The organism is Myxococcus sp. CA039A, from assembly GCF_013336645.1.
Classification (GTDB): Bacteria; Myxococcota; Myxococcia; order Myxococcales; family Myxococcaceae; genus Myxococcus; species Myxococcus llanfairpwllgwyngyllgogerychwyrndrobwllllantysiliogogogochensis.
The window spans coordinates 11,571-27,186 of sequence record NZ_JABUMQ010000136.1 but is presented as its reverse complement, the minus strand read 5'-3'; the positions used below and the strand labels follow the sequence as shown (position 1 = coordinate 27,186).

14 protein-coding genes and 1 tRNA gene are annotated in these 15,616 nt (G+C 68.7%); 8 read left to right on the top strand and 7 right to left on the bottom strand.

Annotated elements, in window-relative coordinates:
* Together HR086_RS22870 and HR086_RS22865 are read left to right on the top strand one after the other, a co-directional pair.
* On the top strand, positions 1–986 hold a 986-nt coding region (locus HR086_RS22870), incomplete at its 5' end, for an MFS transporter (protein ID WP_174466645.1).
* Positions 987–1,079: 93 nt separating this feature from the next.
* Positions 1,080–2,171: a glutathione S-transferase family protein gene (locus HR086_RS22865; protein ID WP_174463623.1), complete on the top strand. Its 1,092-nt coding sequence runs from the start codon at positions 1,080–1,082 to the stop codon at positions 2,169–2,171.
* Between the two features lie 84 nt (positions 2,172–2,255).
* Here HR086_RS22865 and HR086_RS22860 read toward each other — a convergent pair whose 3' ends face one another.
* The 3 genes from HR086_RS22860 to HR086_RS22850 form a co-directional block, all read right to left on the bottom strand.
* Positions 2,256–3,092 (bottom strand): HEAT repeat domain-containing protein, encoded by an 837-nt coding sequence (locus HR086_RS22860; RefSeq protein ID WP_174463624.1) that lies wholly within the window; start codon positions 3,090–3,092, stop codon positions 2,256–2,258.
* 343 nt (positions 3,093–3,435) lie between these two features.
* Positions 3,436–3,534: transfer RNA gene (locus tag HR086_RS22855), tRNA-Sec, on the bottom strand.
* Between the two features lie 40 nt (positions 3,535–3,574).
* Positions 3,575–4,198, bottom strand: a complete 624-nt coding sequence (locus HR086_RS22850; protein WP_174466644.1) for a TetR/AcrR family transcriptional regulator — start codon at positions 4,196–4,198, stop codon at positions 3,575–3,577.
* Between the two features lie 102 nt (positions 4,199–4,300).
* Here HR086_RS22850 and HR086_RS22845 point away from each other — a divergent pair, with 102 nt between their 5' ends.
* Positions 4,301–5,308, top strand: a complete 1,008-nt coding sequence (locus tag HR086_RS22845) for an NAD-dependent epimerase/dehydratase family protein (RefSeq protein ID WP_174466643.1) — start codon at positions 4,301–4,303, stop codon at positions 5,306–5,308.
* On the opposite strand, the gene HR086_RS22840 is transcribed toward HR086_RS22845, so the two are convergent.
* On the bottom strand, positions 5,262–6,335 hold the full coding sequence (locus HR086_RS22840; RefSeq protein ID WP_141645752.1) for a metallopeptidase family protein: 1,074 nt from the start codon (positions 6,333–6,335) through the stop codon (positions 5,262–5,264). The two genes, HR086_RS22845 and HR086_RS22840, sit on opposite strands and share 47 nt — an antisense overlap.
* 91 nt (positions 6,336–6,426) lie before the next feature.
* Here HR086_RS22840 and HR086_RS22835 point away from each other — a divergent pair, with 91 nt between their 5' ends.
* On the top strand, positions 6,427–6,783 hold the full coding sequence (locus HR086_RS22835) for a response regulator (protein ID WP_174466642.1): 357 nt from the start codon (positions 6,427–6,429) through the stop codon (positions 6,781–6,783).
* 169 nt (positions 6,784–6,952) lie between these two features.
* Entirely contained in the window at positions 6,953–8,605 is a 1,653-nt protein-coding gene (groL, locus tag HR086_RS22830; RefSeq protein ID WP_141645753.1) for a chaperonin GroEL, read from the top strand.
* A gap of 114 nt (positions 8,606–8,719) precedes the next feature.
* Here groL and sinM read toward each other — a convergent pair whose 3' ends face one another.
* A complete protein-coding gene (gene sinM / locus HR086_RS22825) occupies positions 8,720–9,883 on the bottom strand; it encodes a signal integration modulator SinM (protein WP_174466641.1) in 1,164 nt (387 codons plus the stop codon).
* Positions 9,880–11,391 (bottom strand): hybrid histidine protein kinase/response regulator SinK, encoded by a 1,512-nt coding sequence (sinK, locus tag HR086_RS22820; RefSeq protein ID WP_174455878.1) that lies wholly within the window; start codon positions 11,389–11,391, stop codon positions 9,880–9,882. The genes sinM and sinK overlap by 4 nt, the downstream gene beginning before the upstream one ends.
* A gap of 149 nt (positions 11,392–11,540) precedes the next feature.
* Here sinK and HR086_RS22815 point away from each other — a divergent pair, with 149 nt between their 5' ends.
* Positions 11,541–11,933, top strand: a complete 393-nt coding sequence (locus HR086_RS22815) for a demethoxyubiquinone hydroxylase family protein (RefSeq protein WP_141645756.1) — start codon at positions 11,541–11,543, stop codon at positions 11,931–11,933.
* 1 nt (position 11,934) lies between these two features.
* Here HR086_RS22815 and HR086_RS22810 read toward each other — a convergent pair whose 3' ends face one another.
* Positions 11,935–13,314, bottom strand: a complete 1,380-nt coding sequence (locus HR086_RS22810) for a diguanylate cyclase (protein WP_141645769.1) — start codon at positions 13,312–13,314, stop codon at positions 11,935–11,937.
* 50 nt (positions 13,315–13,364) lie between these two features.
* On the opposite strand from HR086_RS22810, the gene HR086_RS22805 reads away from it, so the two are divergent.
* Positions 13,365–14,180, top strand: a complete 816-nt coding sequence (locus HR086_RS22805) for a chemotaxis protein CheW (protein WP_141645757.1) — start codon at positions 13,365–13,367, stop codon at positions 14,178–14,180.
* A gap of 117 nt (positions 14,181–14,297) precedes the next feature.
* On the top strand, positions 14,298–15,590 hold the full coding sequence (locus HR086_RS22800; RefSeq protein WP_174466640.1) for a PleD family two-component system response regulator: 1,293 nt from the start codon (positions 14,298–14,300) through the stop codon (positions 15,588–15,590).
* Positions 15,591–15,616 lie beyond the last annotated feature (26 nt).

Genomic DNA, 15,616 nt, shown 5'->3' with positions numbered 1-15,616 from the left:
GGCTGGGGGCGGGGGCGATGTTGCTGCTCGGCTTCTGCCGGGAGCCCGTGCACATCTTTGGCGCCGCCTTCCTCCTGGGCGTCGTGGGAGAGCTGTACCGGCCCGCCTTCTTCGCCATCATCTCGGACGTGGTGCAGGAGGTGGATCGCCCGCGCGCCTATGGCCTGCTCTACTGGGTGCTCAACGTGTCCACCGTCGTGTCGATGCCACTGGCGGGGTTCATGTCACGGCAGGGCTTCCAGCTCCTCTTCATCCTCGATGCCTGCACGACGTTCATCTACGGCACGGTCATCTGGGCGTTGGTGCCGGAGACGCGGCCCTCGACGGAGGGCGTGCGCCAGACGCCAGCGGATGCGGGCTCGATGCTGACGCCGTTCCGCAATCTCCGGTTCATCGGCCTGGTGGTGCCCATCTTCGCGACGACGTTCATCCTTTGTCAGGGCGGCGTCGCGCTTCCGGTGGACCTGGAGTCGCGCGGCATGGACCCGGCCATGTTCGGCACGGTGATGGCGGTCAACGGGTTGATCATCTCAGTGGGGGAGCCGCTGTTGCTGCGCGCGACGGTCCGGGTTCGTCGCCTGACGCTGCTTGCGTGGGGCGCGGTCTTCACGGGGGCGGGTTTCGGGCTGCATTCCCTCTCCGCCTCCGCGGGGTTGGCCGCCGTGGCCGTGGGAGTCTGGACGCTGGGGGAGATGATTCAATCCCCCGTGGCGCCCGCGGTGGTGGCGGACCTGTCGCCCGTGGACGCGCGGGGCAGCTACCAGGGCGCCTTCCACATGGTGTGGGGCCTCGCCACGTGTGTCGCTCCCGCCCTCGGGGGACAGGTGCTCGGCCGGCATGGTGCGTTCGCGCTGTGGATGGGGTGCCTCGGATTGGGGTTGCTCGCCGCTGTCTGGTACCTGGTCTTCGGCGCGCTCCTGCGTCGTCAGGTTCGTCCGTGGGGCGAGCCCGGTCCTGTGATTGAGGCCCCAGGCTCCGGCCTCTGAGCGTGTGTGGAGATGGGGGTTCCCTTGATATGACTCCGCGGGCGCGGGTGACGGACCTGCGCCGCGATGGGTGCTCATCGAGCCGGAGGTCAGATGCAGGGCAGGCCCTACAGGCTCTACGGCGCGGAGATCAGCTATTTCACCGGGAAGGTGCGTGCGTATCTGCGCTGGAAGAACCTCCCATTCGACGAGATTGCGTCGAGTGCGGAGGTCTTCAGGGAGGTCATCCTCCCCCGGGTGGGTTTCTCCGTCATCCCCGTGCTGATTGCGCCCGACGGTAGTTGTTTGCAGGACAGCACGGAGATCATCGACGCGCTCGAAACGAGCCACGGTGGACCCTCGGTCTACCCGAGCACTCCGCGCCAACGGCTTGCCGCTTTGCTGCTGGAGACCTACGGCGACGAGTGGCTGATGATACCGGCCATGCATTATCGCTGGCATCACAACAGGGAGTGGGCGCAACGCGCCTTCGGCTCACTGAGCGCTCCAGCCGCGACACCCGAGGAGCAACTGGAAACGGGCATCCGCCTCGCGGCGCCTTTTGCCAAGGCCGCCGTGCGATTGGGGGCGGAGCCGCACATGCATGCCGCCATCGAGGCGTCCTACGAAGGGTTGCTCGCGGAGTTGTCCAGGCACTTCGATCACAATGACTTCCTGTTGGGTGACCGCCCGTCGATGGGTGACTTTGGACTCTTCGGTCCTCTGTATGCACACCAGTATCGGGATCCGAAGAGTGGTGAGCACATGCGCCGGGTGGCGCCGCGAGTCGCGCAATGGGTCGAGTGGATGCTGCACCCCATGCCGTTGTCGGGTGAGTTTCGGGCAGCCGATGAGGTGCCGGTGACGCTGCTCGCGGTTCTACGTCGGATGTTCATCGAGCAGATGCCCGTGCTCGCCGATACCGCCCGGCGTGTGAGCGAGTGGATGGGGGCGCATCCTGGCGAGACCCTGCCGCGCGCCATTGGCATGGGCGCGTTCGTCCTGGAAGGACAGGAGGGCAAGCGCATCGTCAGTCCGTACAGCCTTTGGATGTTGCAGCGAGCACGCGACTATTTCAGGTCGCTCACAGGGGGTAACCGGACTGCCGTGGAGGAGATGCTGCGCGCGGCAGGGGGGCAGTCGTTCTCGGAGTTCGAGGACCCACCACGCCTGGCTCGCGCCGGTTTGAGCGTGCGGCCGGGGTAGCGATGGCGCTCCGTGCCGCAATGCATTGACATGCCGGTGGGGGGATGGCTGCCAGAATGCATCCCGAAGAGAGCTACCACGGTCTCATGGCTGTTTTCCCTGTTCGAACTGGGAGATGACGTCATCGAGGACGCTCAAGAAGTAGCCATCCGCCTTGGCCGATGAATCGCGAAGGGCCAGGAGCAGCGGATAGAATTCCGGGTCGCCAAGGGATGCAGCGGCCTCGAGCGTGTACACCGTCACCGGATTGCCACACAGCGCGGCGCGTACGGGCTCGACAGCGCGTGGGTCCTTGCGAGCCGCGAGACCTACGAGGGCTTCTCCGAAAATTTCTGAGTCCTCATCACCGAGGCGCGCTGCGAGCGCATCACGCAGTTGCGGTGTGTCTACGTCCTCCCTCAGCGTTCCCAGGTCGAAGGTTGCCCAGTTCCGTACGTCGTGGTCCTCGTCGGACGAGAGCCTGATGAGTGCCTCGACAGCTTCCGGTGCATCCATGGCAGCCAGGCCGTGCACCGCGCCATACCGAGCCTCGGAAGTGGGGTGACTCGCCAGTCGGATGAGTTCGGAAAGGGCACGAGGCTCCCTGAGGTGTCCCAGTGCAGCGCCTGCTGACAGAAGGACAGCCGGGTCTTCCTCCCGCCGGAGCAGGCCCAACAGCGCCTCGCCACGCTCCTCCGTGAAGACGGGGACAGATCCAGGGCTACTCGCTCCAAGCTGGCCAAGGATATCCGCGCCGCGCCCCCGAGCCTTCGCGGAGGGAGCGTCAAGAAGGCGCAGGGCGGCGTCCAGCACGTCGCGCGTTCCCCGAAAATGCAGCACGCGGATGGCTGCCCAGGCACGCTCGTCATCCTCTTCACCCTCGAGTGATGCCTGGATGAGCGCTTCGGTGCTTCTCTCATCGTCACGTTCTGGATGACTCATGATGTCCCTGTGCGTGTCGAGGCTGCCGGCCGCCTGAGTTCAAATGCACGAGTGCATTGTTCATGTCGAGTGGGCGCTTCAATTTGGATTGAGCCTGCGGTGAGTTGCGCTGACCGCGCGTCAATGCGCGCGGACTCTGACAGTGGTTCGGGTGACCCACAACCAGGGCACTGGATGTGCTTGGGTTAACCGCAGACATCTATCTCATTGCTGTTTCGTGGAGTGCGAGCAGGGTCCGCGCCCAGTCCCTTGCTCGCAATGGTTAGCACTTTGGACCAGAGCCGTGATCATCTGGGCTGAGGCAGCCTGTGCGCTGATGCCTGCCGCGGGTCATCGGAATCAGTGGCGGTAGGGCACGGGAATCGAACTCGCCAGGGACGCCTCTCAGCGCCCCTCGCCGGTTTTGAAGACCGGGCCGGCCACCAGGTCCGGAGGCCCTACCGTGGCCGATTAGTGCCGGGCCTTCCCAGCTCCGTCAACGCTCACCGTGCCGCTGGCTTCAACCCCGGCAGCCCATGCACCAGCGTCTCCGTCAGCGTCTCTCGCAGTTCCTCCGCGGACGTCTGGAACGCCGCGCACGTCAGCTTCAAGCTCACGATGCCGTGCAGCCCCGCCCACAGGGCCTCAGCCAGTCGCCCCGGGTCCGCCTCGGCCGCCAGTCTCCCCCCTGACTTCAGGTCCTCGAACACGCGGGCCAACAGGCCGAAAGCACGAGGCCCCGCACCATCCAAGTCGCCTTGGAAGAGCTCGGTCGACAGCTTGGGGTCTTCCATGAAGATGAGTCGGTACGTTTCCGGGTGCTCCAACCCGAACCTCACGTAGGCCGCGCCCATCACCGACAGCCGCTCCAGTGGCTCCGCCACCACAGAGCCCGGCTCCAGCGCCCCCAACAGCTCCCTGAAGCCCCGCACGCACAGCTCCCGGGCAATCGCCTCCCGGTTCTCGAAGTGCAGGTACAGCGTCGCGGGCGCGTACTCCACCGCCTCCGCCAGCTTGCGCATCGACAGCGCGCTGAACCCCTCCTTCACCACCATGTCCCGAGCCACCCGGAGGATCTGCTCCCGCAGCTCCGCCCGCTGCCGCTCCTTGCGCTCCGAAATCCCCATGCCTCAACCCTAGGGCTTGACGATTCGAACGGCCACCAGTAAATGAACGGTGTTCACAGAACGGCGTTCATAAAAATCTCGATGTTCTAAACGGAGCGCATCATGGACGGCAAGGTGGCGTTGTTCGGAGCCTCGGGAGTCATCGGGCAGAGCGTGGCCAACGCGCTGAAGGCGCAGGGGAGGGCCTATCGGGTGGTGGGCCGCTCGAAGGTCTCCCTGCAGGCCGAGTTCGGCTCAGACCCGCTCGCGGAAATCGTGACGTGGAACCCCGAGGACCCGGCGTCGGTCCGCGCGGCCGCCCACGGTGTCGACACCCTCGTCTACATGGTCGGCGTCAACTACTGGCGGTTCCACCTGCACCCGGTGCTGATGCGCAAGACGCTCGACGGAGCCATCGCCGAGGGCGTCAAGCAGGTGGTCCTCATCGGCACCGTCTACCCCTACGGCCCGCCGCGCACGACGCCCGTGAAGGACGACCACCCGCGCGAGCCCAACAGCTTCAAGGGCCGCATGCGCAAGGAGCAGGAGGACCTCCTCCTGGCCGAACACGCCGCCGGCACGATTCGCGGCACCATCCTTCGCCTCCCCGACTTCTACGGCCCCGGCGTCGAGCTCAGCTTCCTGTACCGCGCCTTCGTCGCAGCCGTGGACGGCAAGCGCGCGCAGCTCATCGGCCCCATCGACTCGCCGCACGAGTTCATCTACGTGCCCGACGTGGGCCCCGTGGTGACGAAGCTGATGAACGAGCCTCGCGCCTATGGCCGTTCCTGGAACCTCGCCGGCGCGGGCGTGACGAGCCAGCGCAAGCTCGTCGAGGAAACCTACCGACAGGTCGGCCGCCCCACGAAGGTCATGACGATGGGGAAGGGGATGATTCGCCTCGTCGGCCTCTTCGACCCGTTCATGCGCGAGCTGGTGGAGATGCACTACCTGCACACCCAGCCCGTGCTGATGGACGATTCGGAGCTGCGCCACCTGCTCGGCGACGTGCCCAGGACGCCCTACGCCGAGGGCATCCGCCAGACGCTCGCCGCCCTGAGGCAACGGCGCGCGGCCGCCGCCGTCAGTCCAGCCCCCGCAGCCACAGGTCGTCCTCGTCCAACCCCATGAGGTGACCGACCTCGTGCATCACCGTGATTCCAATCTGCTCGATGAGCTCCGCGCGCGTCTTCGCGAAGCGCTCCAGGTTCTTCTGGTACAGCACGATGGACGCCGGGAAGTGGTCATACGCGTTCGTCACGCTGCGCTCGCCCACGGGCGTTCCCCGGAAGACGCCGAGGATGCTCGGAGACAGGGGAGGGGACTGCCCCAGCAGGTCCTCCTCCGACGGCAGGTCCTCCACCGCGATGGTGACGTTGTCCAGGTACTGCTTGGCATGCTGGGGCAGGGCCTTCACCGCGTCCTCCACGGCGCGGTCGAACTCCGCCTCGGCCAGCTCCACGGGGGGAGGGAACTCCTCGGACGCCAGTGACTGCGCCTTGGCGAAGCGCTTCCTGGCCTCCTTCTCGTCCCCCCGCCGCTCCGCCATCAGCCCCAGGTAGTGGTGCGCCCACGCCTCGTCGGACGCGTCCTTCAGCACCGCCTCGAAGCCCGCGCGCGCGTCGTCGAAGCGGCACAACTCGAACAAGGCGATGCCCCGCTCCAGCCGCGCGTCCACCGAGCGCGGCACGTGCCCCAGCGCCGCGTCCAGGCTCAGCAGGGCCTGCTCGGACTCACCCATCTGGTTGAGTCCCATGCCCTCCAGGAGGAGGAACTCGTAGAGCATCTCCACGTCGTCCTCGCGCTGGGCCAGGCGCTTGCCCCGCGCGCACAGGCCCAGGCCTTCCTCCACCGCTTCCCGGTCCTCGCCGGCCCGGCAGACCAGGCAGTCCGCGGCGCCCAGGAGGATTTCCAGGTCCTCGGGGGCGACCTTGAGGGCCTGGCCATAGGCGCGGCCCGCCTCCTCCAGCCGTCCCAGCTCCGCGAGCGCCGCGGCCCGGTAGTGCAGGGCCTCCGGCAGCTCCGGCGCGTCCGAAAGCAGACCTTCCACCTGTGCCAGCGCCGCCTCGATGTCACCCGACTCGAAGGCGTCCGACACCGCCTCCAGCCGCGCCGTCGGGTCCCCCGACCCCGATCGCTTCCCGGTCCGCTTCTCCATGGCCCGGCTCATAAGAAGCCCCGCTGTGCGTTGTCAACGACGGGTGCGGCTGTTACGTTCCGCCGCCCGTGCTGGTGCGGCGTTCCGTCCCGTGAACATCCTTGTCGTCGACGATGATCTCGAGCTGTGCACCTTGCTCTCTCGCTTCCTGGAGATGCATGGGTACACGGTGTACTCGGCGTCGGATGCGCTTCAGGCGCTCGACATCCTCGAGCGCAACCAGGTGGGCATGGTCATCACCGACTACATCATGCCCCACATGGACGGCATCACCTTCACCGAGCAACTGAAGGGCGACCCGCGCTTCCAGTCCATCCCCGTGCTCCTGATGACGGCCAGCGCGGACGGGAGCGTCACCGAGCGTGGCCTGCGCAAGGGCGTGGCCCTCACGCTGAACAAGCCCCTGGACATGGGCCAGTTGCTTACCTTGATGCGCTTCGCCGAGTAGCCCCCGAAAAGGCTCCTCCCCGGCACGCGTCGGGCCGTCCGCTCGCCCACACGTCCGCCCTTCCTGGTTGACATCGTTGGGCTGACCCTTATGTTGGCGCTCGCCAGGGTCGAGTGCTAACGACCTGCGTAGTATCCACGAAAATTCCAAGTAACATCAGGAGGTTGCGATGGCAGCGAAGGAGATTTTCTTCCACCAGTCCGCGCGTGAGGCCATCCTGCGAGGCGTCCGGACGTTGTCGGACGCGGTCGCGGTGACGTTGGGTCCCAAGGGCCGCAACGTGGTCATCGAGAAGAGCTTTGGTTCGCCCACGGTCACCAAGGACGGCGTCACCGTCGCCAAGGAGATCGACCTCGAGAACCGGTTCGAGAACATGGGCGCGCAGATGGTGAAGGAGGTCGCGTCCAAGACCTCCGACAAGGCGGGCGACGGCACCACGACGGCGACGGTGCTGGCCCGGTCCATCTACGAGGAGGGCCTGAAGCTGGTGGCCGCGGGCCACAGCCCGATGGACCTCAAGCGCGGCATCGACAAGGCGGTGGAGGTGGTGGTGGCGGAGCTGAAGAAGCTCTCCAAGCCGACCTCCGACAAGAAGGAGATTGCCCAGGTTGGAACCATCTCCGCGAACGGGGATGAGACCATCGGCACCATCATCGCGGACGCGATGGAGAAGGTGGGCAAGGAGGGCGTCATCACCGTCGAGGAGGCCAAGGGCCTGGAGACGACGCTCGAAGTGGTCGAGGGCATGCAGTTCGACCGCGGCTACATCTCTCCGTACTTCGTGACGAACCGGGACCGGATGGAGGTCGTCGCCGAGGACCCGTACATCCTCATCAGCGAGAAGAAGATCTCCTCGATGCAGGACATGGTTCCCATCCTGGAGCAGGTCGCGCGCTCCGGTAAGCCCCTGCTGCTCATCGCCGACGACATCGAGGGCGAGGCGCTGGCCACGCTCGTGGTGAACAAGATTCGCGGCGTGCTGAACGTCTCCGCGGTGAAGGCGCCGGGCTTCGGCGACCGTCGCAAGGAGATGCTCAAGGACATCGCCACGCTGACCGGCGGCATGGTGGTCAGCGAGGAGCTGGGTCACAAGTACGAGAACCTGACTCTGAACGACCTGGGCCGCGCCAAGCGCATCACGGTGGACAAGGACAACACCACCATCGTCGATGGCAACGGCAAGAAGGAAGAGATCGAGGGCCGCATCAAGCTGATCCGCGGCCAGATCGACACCGTCACCAGCGACTACGATCGCGAGAAGCTCCAGGAGCGTCTGGCGAAGCTGGTGGGCGGCGTGGCCGTCATCAACGTCGGCGCGGCCACCGAGACGGAGATGAAGGAGAAGAAGGCCCGCGTGGAGGACGCGCTGCACGCGACTCGCGCGGCCGTCGAGGAGGGCATCGTCCCGGGCGGCGGTGTCGCCTACCTGCGCACGCTGCCGGCGCTCGAGCAGCTCAAGCCGGGCGGCGAGCAGAACTTCGGCGTGGATATCATCCGTCGCGCGCTCCAGGAGCCGCTGCGGAAGATCGCCAGCAACGCGGGCGTCGAGGGCGCCGTGGTCATCAACAAGGTTCGCGAGGGCAAGGGCGCGTTCGGCTACAACGCGCGCACGGACACCTACGAGGACCTGGAGAAGGCCGGCGTCATCGACCCGACCAAGGTGGAGCGCACCGCGCTGCAGAACGCGGCTTCCGTCGCTTCGCTGCTCCTGACCACCGAGGCCATGGTCGCCGAGCGCCAGAAGGGCAAGTCCAAGGGCGGCAGCGGCGGTGGTAGCGGCGGCGGCATGCCGGACTACGGCGGCGACGACATGGAGTACTGAGCCACGCTCCGCGTCCCGGGCCTCACGGCTCGGGATGTGGCGGGTGAGCTGGCCTCGGCCCCGGATGCCTCTTTCGAGGCGCCGGGGCCGTTGTCTTTCGTAGGGAATGGAACTTCAGGGAACGCGGCCGACGGCGCCCCCGGTGCCGCTCTCCTGGGATGTGAAGAGCAGGGTGTCGCCGTCCGCGATGAGTCCACCCGGGCCGGTTCCCTCGGGGCCGACCGCGTCGGAGGTGCCGGGAGGACAGCCCCGGGTCCGGCGCAGGAAGGCGGAGGAGCGGGGCACGGCGTCCTTGAAGTAGACGGCGCCGTTCAACTCCACCGGGAACAGCGGGCCTTGCAGGCCCTCCGCGAGCACGCGGGCCTCGCCGCCAGCGCGGGGCCGCTTGATCAGCCGGCCCGTGCCTCCGCTGCCTTCGGTGATGAGGAAATGCGTGGGCGTGAGCTCCAGCGAGGTGCCCGTGGTGATGCTCGCATCCACGCGCTGGGCCGGCGTGTCCAGGTCCAGGGGGACGCGGTAGAGGCCTGGCTCGGTGCCTCCCGTGACGAGGAACCACACGTCGGTGCCGTCGATGCGCGCGCCACGGACCTGGGTGTCGACGGTGCCCTCGAAGAGCACCAGGGACGAAGGCGTGGCCCCGGTCGTGTCGACGCGGACGAGGCGCCGGGCCCCTGTCGCCACGACGAGGACGTCCTTTCCGGACAGGCGTCCGATGCGGATATCGGTGCCTCCCGTGATGACGCTGTTCAGCGAGGACTCGATGGGCACCGTACCGCGCTCACCCGTGGCCTTGTCCACGCGCCAGAGTCCAATCTGGTCGAGCACGTAGATGTTCTTCGCGTCCACCGCGATGGCATCCGGCGCGAAGAAGCCTTTGGCAACGGAGGTCGCTCCTCCGCCAGCTCTAGGAAGGCGAAGGATTTGTCCCTCTCCTGCCGGGGCATTGGGCCGCAGCGAGTGCGACTCGGAGATGTAGATGTCCGTCGCGTCCACGGCGAGTCGGCGGGGGTTGTTCAGCCCGGGCACGAGCAGGGACTCCCGCACCGACGGAGGTGGCTCGCAGCTTCCCGCGTCCTCCTCACCGGGCCCCGCGTCGGCGCCCGTGCCGCCGTCATCCCCCGAGCCGCCGTCGCCAGGGTCCACGCCTCCGTCTGGCTGCGTCCCCGCGTCCGAGCCCGAGTCCTCCGGGCCGCTCGCGTCCGGTTCGCCCTGCACCGGGGGCTTGTTTGAGGAACACGCCACACCCAGCAGCAGGACGGACAGGAGCGCAAGCCTCATGGGACGCCTTTCTTGAACGCGCGGCTCAGCTCACGGCTCAGCGCAGTGGTGTCGGACAGCAGCTTGGGCAGACAGGCCGAGGCCCCCGCGCGAAGCGACTCCAGCGCGGTCTCCATGGTGAGGTGCTCGGCCAGCACCACGAAGGGCGCTCCCTGGGCCATGGCCTTGCCCAGCTCCAGCGCCTTGCGCCCATAGGCCGGCGCGAAGTCCCAGGACACCACCACGCCCGCGGGCGGCTCCAGCGCGATGAGCTCCGAGGTGGGCAGCACGCGGGCTTCCAGGCCAATCAACTCCAGCGCCTCGGCGATCTGCGCGGCGGTGGCGGGGTTGTCCTCCAGCACGTCCACGCGCTTCACCTGGGCCGCGGCACCGGGCTGTGTGGGCGGCGCCGCCAGCGTGGAGCGCAAGAGCGTGCGCACCTCGCGAATGTCGTCGAAGGGCTTGAGCAGGTAGTCCACCACGCCCAGCTCCAGCGCCTGCTGTGTCGTCACCAGCGACGGATAGCCCGTCATCAGGATGACCCGCGACGTGGCGGACAGCCGCCGCGCCTGCTGCGCCAGCTCCAGCCCGGACAGGCCCGGCAGGTTCTTGTCCGTGACGATGAGGTCCACGGGCGCCTCGCGCAGCAGGTCCAACGCCTCCTCGCCGCTCGCCGCCTCGATGACCTCGCACTCCTTGCCCATCAAGTCGCGGAACACCATGCGGATGATGGTCTCGTCATCCACCACCAGCAGGCGCTTGCGCGGCCCGGGGGCCGTCTCCGAGGCGGGGAATTGCACGCGGAACACCGTGGCCGGCGCCGGCACGTCCCGCAGCGCGCCCTGCGGCGCGAGGTCGATGCGCGCGTGGTGCTCCTCGGCGATTCGTCGACACACGGCGAGCCCCAGGCCCGTACCGCGTTTGCTCGCGGTGACGTACGGCTCGAAGATGCGCTCGCGCAGCTCGTCGGGGATGCCCGGGCCCCAGTCCGCCACGTACAGCACGGGCGCCGAGCCCTCGCGCGTGAGCACGACCTTCACCCGTCCACGCCCCGACATGGCGTCGCGCGCGTTGTTGAGCAGGTTCAGCGTGAGCTGCTCGATGAGGCGCGAGTTGCCCTGGACGGAGATGTCCTCCGGGGCCTCCACCTCCAGCGAGATTCGCGCCGAGTCGGGGTTGACGCTGAAGAGCTTCGCGGCGGCCCAGATGGGCGCCGCCAGGGACAGTCGCTGCTGCGGCGCATGTCGCTCGCTGGCGAGCCGGATGAAGTCGGAGACGATCTGCTCCATCCGCTCCACCTGGGACATCAAGAGGCGCAGGGGGCCGGAGGGGCCGCCGTCCTCGGCGAGCAGTTGTGCATAGGCCTTCACGCCGAGCAGGGGCTGGCGCAGCTCGTGGAGCACCTCCGCGGCGAGCTGGGTGGCGTGGAGGCCGGAGCGCTGGAGCGCCGCCGCGGCCGTGCGCGCGGCTGGCAGGTCCCCCGCGTCCAGGGCCTGGAGCAGTTGGGCGAGCGGCGCGGGAATCTCCATGTCGGGAAGCATGACGGAGGCGGCCCATCCCACGCAACGCGCCTGGAGGGAATCCGTTGACCGGCCCGCCGGGGACGCGGATGCTCCCCGCGTTCTTCCCGCGTCGCCCAGCCTGCTGGACGCCGTCGCCCGGCCTCGGAGGGCCTCTCATGCCGCAGACCGACCCGTTCCACTCCCTCGTGCCTCGGAAGATGACCGACGCCGAGCTGGCCCGCTCCATCCGGCTCAACATCGAGGCGGAGCTGGACGCCATCAACCTCTACGCCGCCCACATCGACGCCACCGACAACGAGGAGGCCAAGGCCGTCCTCCGGCACGTCATGGACGAGGAGCGTGAGCACGCCGCCCTCTTCTGGCAGCTCATCGCCCGGTTGGACCCCGAGCAGGCCCAGCACGCCCAGGAAGCGGTGGAGAAGTTCAAGCTCATCATTTCCGGTGCCCCGCATGAGTCGGTGGAGGCCGTGGGCAAGGAGGGCGCCAGCGCCGAGGCGCCGGAGCCCAGCATCGTCAAGCGCCTCACCGTCGGCAGCATGCGGCCCTGAGCTAGGTGCCGGTGCTTCCCTGGCGACGTTCGGCTGGGGGGGCTTCCAGGTCCTGCGCGGCCATGTAGACGACGTTCCGGGTGCCGCGCTTGCCGCGGTACATGGCCCGGTCCGACAAATCCAGCAGCGTGGCCTTGTCTCGCGTGTGCTCGGGGAAGCTCGCCACGCCGATGCAGGTGGTGAGCTTGAGCGACAGCCCCTCGCGCGCCAGGAACCGATGCGTCTCCATGGTGCGGCGGATGCGCTCGGCGACCTTGAGGGCCCCGCCTGAGTCGGTGTTGCGCAGCATCACCACGTACTCGTCGCCGCCGTAGCGCGCCACGACGTCGTGGTCTCTCACGCAGCCCTTCACCACGCGCGCCGTCTCCACGAGCAGCTTCGAGCCGACGAGGTGGCCGTGGTTGTCGTTGATGGACTTGAAGTGGTCCAGGTCCAGGAACAGCAGGCTGAAGGGGCGGTGCGTCTGGGGCGCGTCCTGGAACTCCCGGTCCAACATCAGGTGCAGGTAGCGCGTGTTGAACAGGCGCGTCAGGTCGTCGATGTACGCCAGGTCCTCGACGGCCGCGAAGCGACCCAGGTTGCGCAGCGCCAGCGCCCAGTTGCGCACCAGGTAGCTGGCGGCCTCGGAGGCGCTGCCCTCGCTGTCGCGGGCGTCCGCGTAGAAGAGCACCGCGTGCCCCAGCACCGCGTCGCCCTCGACGGCGGGGAAGGTGAGGACTCGCTGGAAGGGGACGTCCGGCACCTCGAGTTCGCGAGGGGAGCGCGCTTCCAGGAGCTGCTCGCGCAGCCAGGCGACCACCGTCTCCTCGGCGCCGGTGGGCAGCCCGCGCGTGCCCTGCGTGCGCAGGCCCACCGCGGCGTCGCGCTCCAGCAGGACGATGGCATTGGCGGAGCCCATGGACTCGAGCGCGCCGGTGGTGGCGGTGGCCAGCTTCTCCCGGTCCAGCGTCGTGGCCAGGCGCTGCCCGGCCTCCAGCAGCGCGACATGTCGGCGCAGGGAGGCGTTCTCCCGCATCAGGTCGCGGGTGGTGAGCGCGCGGCGCACGGCGTGCTGCAGGGCTTCTGGTGCCACGGGCTTGACCAGGTACTCCGCGGCGCCGCTCTTGATGGCGCGCACGGCGGGGTCCACCTTGTCGAGTCCGGTGATGACGACGACCTCCACGCCCGGGTGTCGCTCCCGCACGTGCCGGAGGACCTCCATGCCGTCGCCACCGGGGAGGATGAGGTCCGTCACCACCGCGTCGAAGCGGTCCGCGGCGAGCGCCTGTCGGGCCTCGTGGAGCGTGGCCACCGCCGTGACGGTGTGCCCCACGGCCGTGAGGTAGTCGCCGTAGAGGGTGCGGGCGATCTTTTCGTCGTCGACGAGGAGGATGCGCGCCATCTCCCGCATGGCTTAGCACCATCCATCGGAACGCTGCTAGGGTCGCTCCCGTGTCGCCCTTCGAAAGCGGTCGCCGACTCTGCTTGCTCGTCGAAGCCGGGGAGACCCGTTATGCCGTGGAAGCCACATCCGTCATGGAAGTGGCGATGCCTGGCTCCCATGGAAGCAACCTGCGAGGCGTGCTCGAGGTGAAGGATCTGGCGGCGCTGCTCGGCGGCGCGCCGGAGCCGGACGTGGGCATGGTGGTGGTGCTCGACGTGAGTCCCACGCTCGCGGTGCGGGTCCGCTCGGTGGTGGAGGTCGCGGATGTCGCGCGCGCGCCGTTCTTCCTGTTGCCTTCGGGCCTCGCGGACTCGCTGGCGCCGCTGAGCCGGGGCGCGGTGCTCCACAAGGAGCGGCTGTACCTGGAGCTCATCGCGGAGGCGCTGCCGCACCGGGTGGGGCCTCGGGCCACGCCTGCTCCCCCGCGCCCCGTGCACTGGGCCGAGTCCGTGCCCGAGCGGGCGCTCGTCTTCGAGTCACAGGGGCGCCTGTTCGGCGTTCCCCTGGCCTTCGTGTCCCAGGTGGTGGAGCGGGGCGAGTCCTTCAGCGTCCTGCCCGTGCAGAGCGGACCGGTGGCCGGTATCTTTCCGCATGCCCAGGTCCTGTGGCCCATCTGTTCGGTTCCCGCTTTGCTGGGGGCTCCCCCCGCGCCAGAGCCATTCTTTCTCCTGGCGGAACTGGCGGGGCGTAACGTAGGGCTGACGGCCACGCGAGTGCTGGGTGTCCTGCAGCGCTTCGAGCCGGACGACACCGCGGGAAGCTTCCGCGTCCCTGGATTGCCGGAGCCAGTGCTGTTCCTTGACCTGCAGCGCATGTTTTCTTGATCGTCCCGGAGCGCAAACCGTAAGCTGCCGGGCTTGATACCGTGCCGTGAAGAAGGTTTTCTCGGCCGGATTTCTCAACGAATTCAGGGGGGTCGACGCCCCCGAGGCCCGATACCGATGCCCAAGAATCTGCTGGTCGCCGATGACTCGCTCACCATTCGCAAGGTGATCGGCATGATCTTCGCGACCGAGGACTTTCAGGTGACCGCGGTGGACAACGGGCTGGACGCCATCTCGCGCGTGCGCGAGATGCGCCCGGACGTCGTCCTCGCCGATGTGACGATGCCGGGCAAGAGCGGCTACGAGGTCTGCGAGGCGCTGAAGAACGACCCCGCCACCCAGGGCATCCCGGTGATGCTGCTGGCGGGCACCTTCGAGGCCTTCGACGAGAACCGGGCTCGCGCCGCCCGCGCGGACGACCACGTCACCAAGCCCTTCGAGAGCCAGATTCTGCTCGACAAGGTGAAGGCGCTGGTCGGCCAGAAGTCCAACACGCTGCCGGCCTCCATCGCCACGCAGGTGATTCGTCCTTCCGCCACGCCCGCCGCTCCGGTGGCGCCGCAGCCCTCGCCCGTCGCGGCGCCCGTGGGTGCCCGTCCTGGCATGCCGCCGGGGCCGGGTGCGCGTCCTCCCGGGCCGGGCATGCCGCCGGGGCCTGGCATGGCGCCGCGCCCTCCGGGTCCTGGCATGCCGCCGGGGCCGGGCATGGCGCAGCGTCCTCCGGGTCCTGGCATGCCGCCGGGGCCGGGTGCGCGTCCTCCCGGGCCTGGAATGCCGCCGGGGCCGGGTGCGCGTCCTCCTGGGCCTGGAATGCCGCCGGGACCGGGTGCGCGTCCTCCTGGGCCGGGCATGCCGCCGGGCGCCGTCGCGCGTCCGGGTGTGCCGCCTCCGCCGGGTGCTCCCGCGCCGGGCATGCCTCCTCGTCCGGGCATGCCGCCGGGCCCTGGGGCTCCGGGCATGGTGGCCCGTCCTGGCGCTCCGGGGCCGGGGATGCCGGGGGGGCTGCCGCGTCCTCCGGGCGCCACGCCGCTTCCTCCCATCCAGGGTGGCGCGCCGCAGCCGGCGGCCCGCGCGAGGGATCCGTTCGGGCTGGGTGCTCCCGCCGCTCCGGCTCCCGTGGCCGCGCAGCCCGCCATCAGCATCGAGGACTCGCTGCCCGACACGAGCGGCGCGGAGGAGATCTCGCTCGACATGGGTGGGCCCGTGGCTCCGGCCGCTCCGGCGCAGCGGGGGCCTCCGGTCGCCCGTCCCGCGGCGGATGGGGGCGAGGCCCTGCTGCGCGAGGCGCTGTCCAAGGCTTCCCGTGAGGTCATCGAGAAGATTGCCTGGGAGGTCGTACCGCAGCTCGCGGAGACGATCATCCGCCAGGAGCTCGAGCGGCTGATCAAGGACCGAGAGACGCAGCACTGAGGCGAGTTTCTCGCCGCAAACCTCCT

Excerpts from the sequence above, each read along its gene's own strand:
- groL (WP_141645753.1), top strand. The coding sequence starts at position 6,953 with ATGGCAGCGAAGGAGATTTTCTTCCACCAGTCCGCGCGTGAGGCCATC.
- HR086_RS22800 (WP_174466640.1), top strand. The coding sequence starts at position 14,298 with ATGCCCAAGAATCTGCTGGTCGCCGATGACTCGCTCACCATTCGCAAG.
- HR086_RS22865 (WP_174463623.1), top strand. The coding sequence starts at position 1,080 with ATGCAGGGCAGGCCCTACAGGCTCTACGGCGCGGAGATCAGCTATTTC.
- HR086_RS22815 (WP_141645756.1), top strand. The coding sequence starts at position 11,541 with ATGCCGCAGACCGACCCGTTCCACTCCCTCGTGCCTCGGAAGATGACC.
- HR086_RS22840 (WP_141645752.1), bottom strand. The coding sequence starts at position 6,335 with ATGGAGAAGCGGACCGGGAAGCGATCGGGGTCGGGGGACCCGACGGCG.
- HR086_RS22845 (WP_174466643.1), top strand. The coding sequence starts at position 4,301 with ATGGACGGCAAGGTGGCGTTGTTCGGAGCCTCGGGAGTCATCGGGCAG.
- sinK (WP_174455878.1), bottom strand. The coding sequence starts at position 11,391 with ATGGAGATTCCCGCGCCGCTCGCCCAACTGCTCCAGGCCCTGGACGCG.
- HR086_RS22850 (WP_174466644.1), bottom strand. The coding sequence starts at position 4,198 with ATGGGGATTTCGGAGCGCAAGGAGCGGCAGCGGGCGGAGCTGCGGGAG.
- HR086_RS22810 (WP_141645769.1), bottom strand. The coding sequence starts at position 13,314 with ATGGCGCGCATCCTCCTCGTCGACGACGAAAAGATCGCCCGCACCCTC.
- HR086_RS22860 (WP_174463624.1), bottom strand. The coding sequence starts at position 3,092 with ATGAGTCATCCAGAACGTGACGATGAGAGAAGCACCGAAGCGCTCATC.
- sinM (WP_174466641.1), bottom strand. The coding sequence starts at position 9,883 with ATGAGGCTTGCGCTCCTGTCCGTCCTGCTGCTGGGTGTGGCGTGTTCC.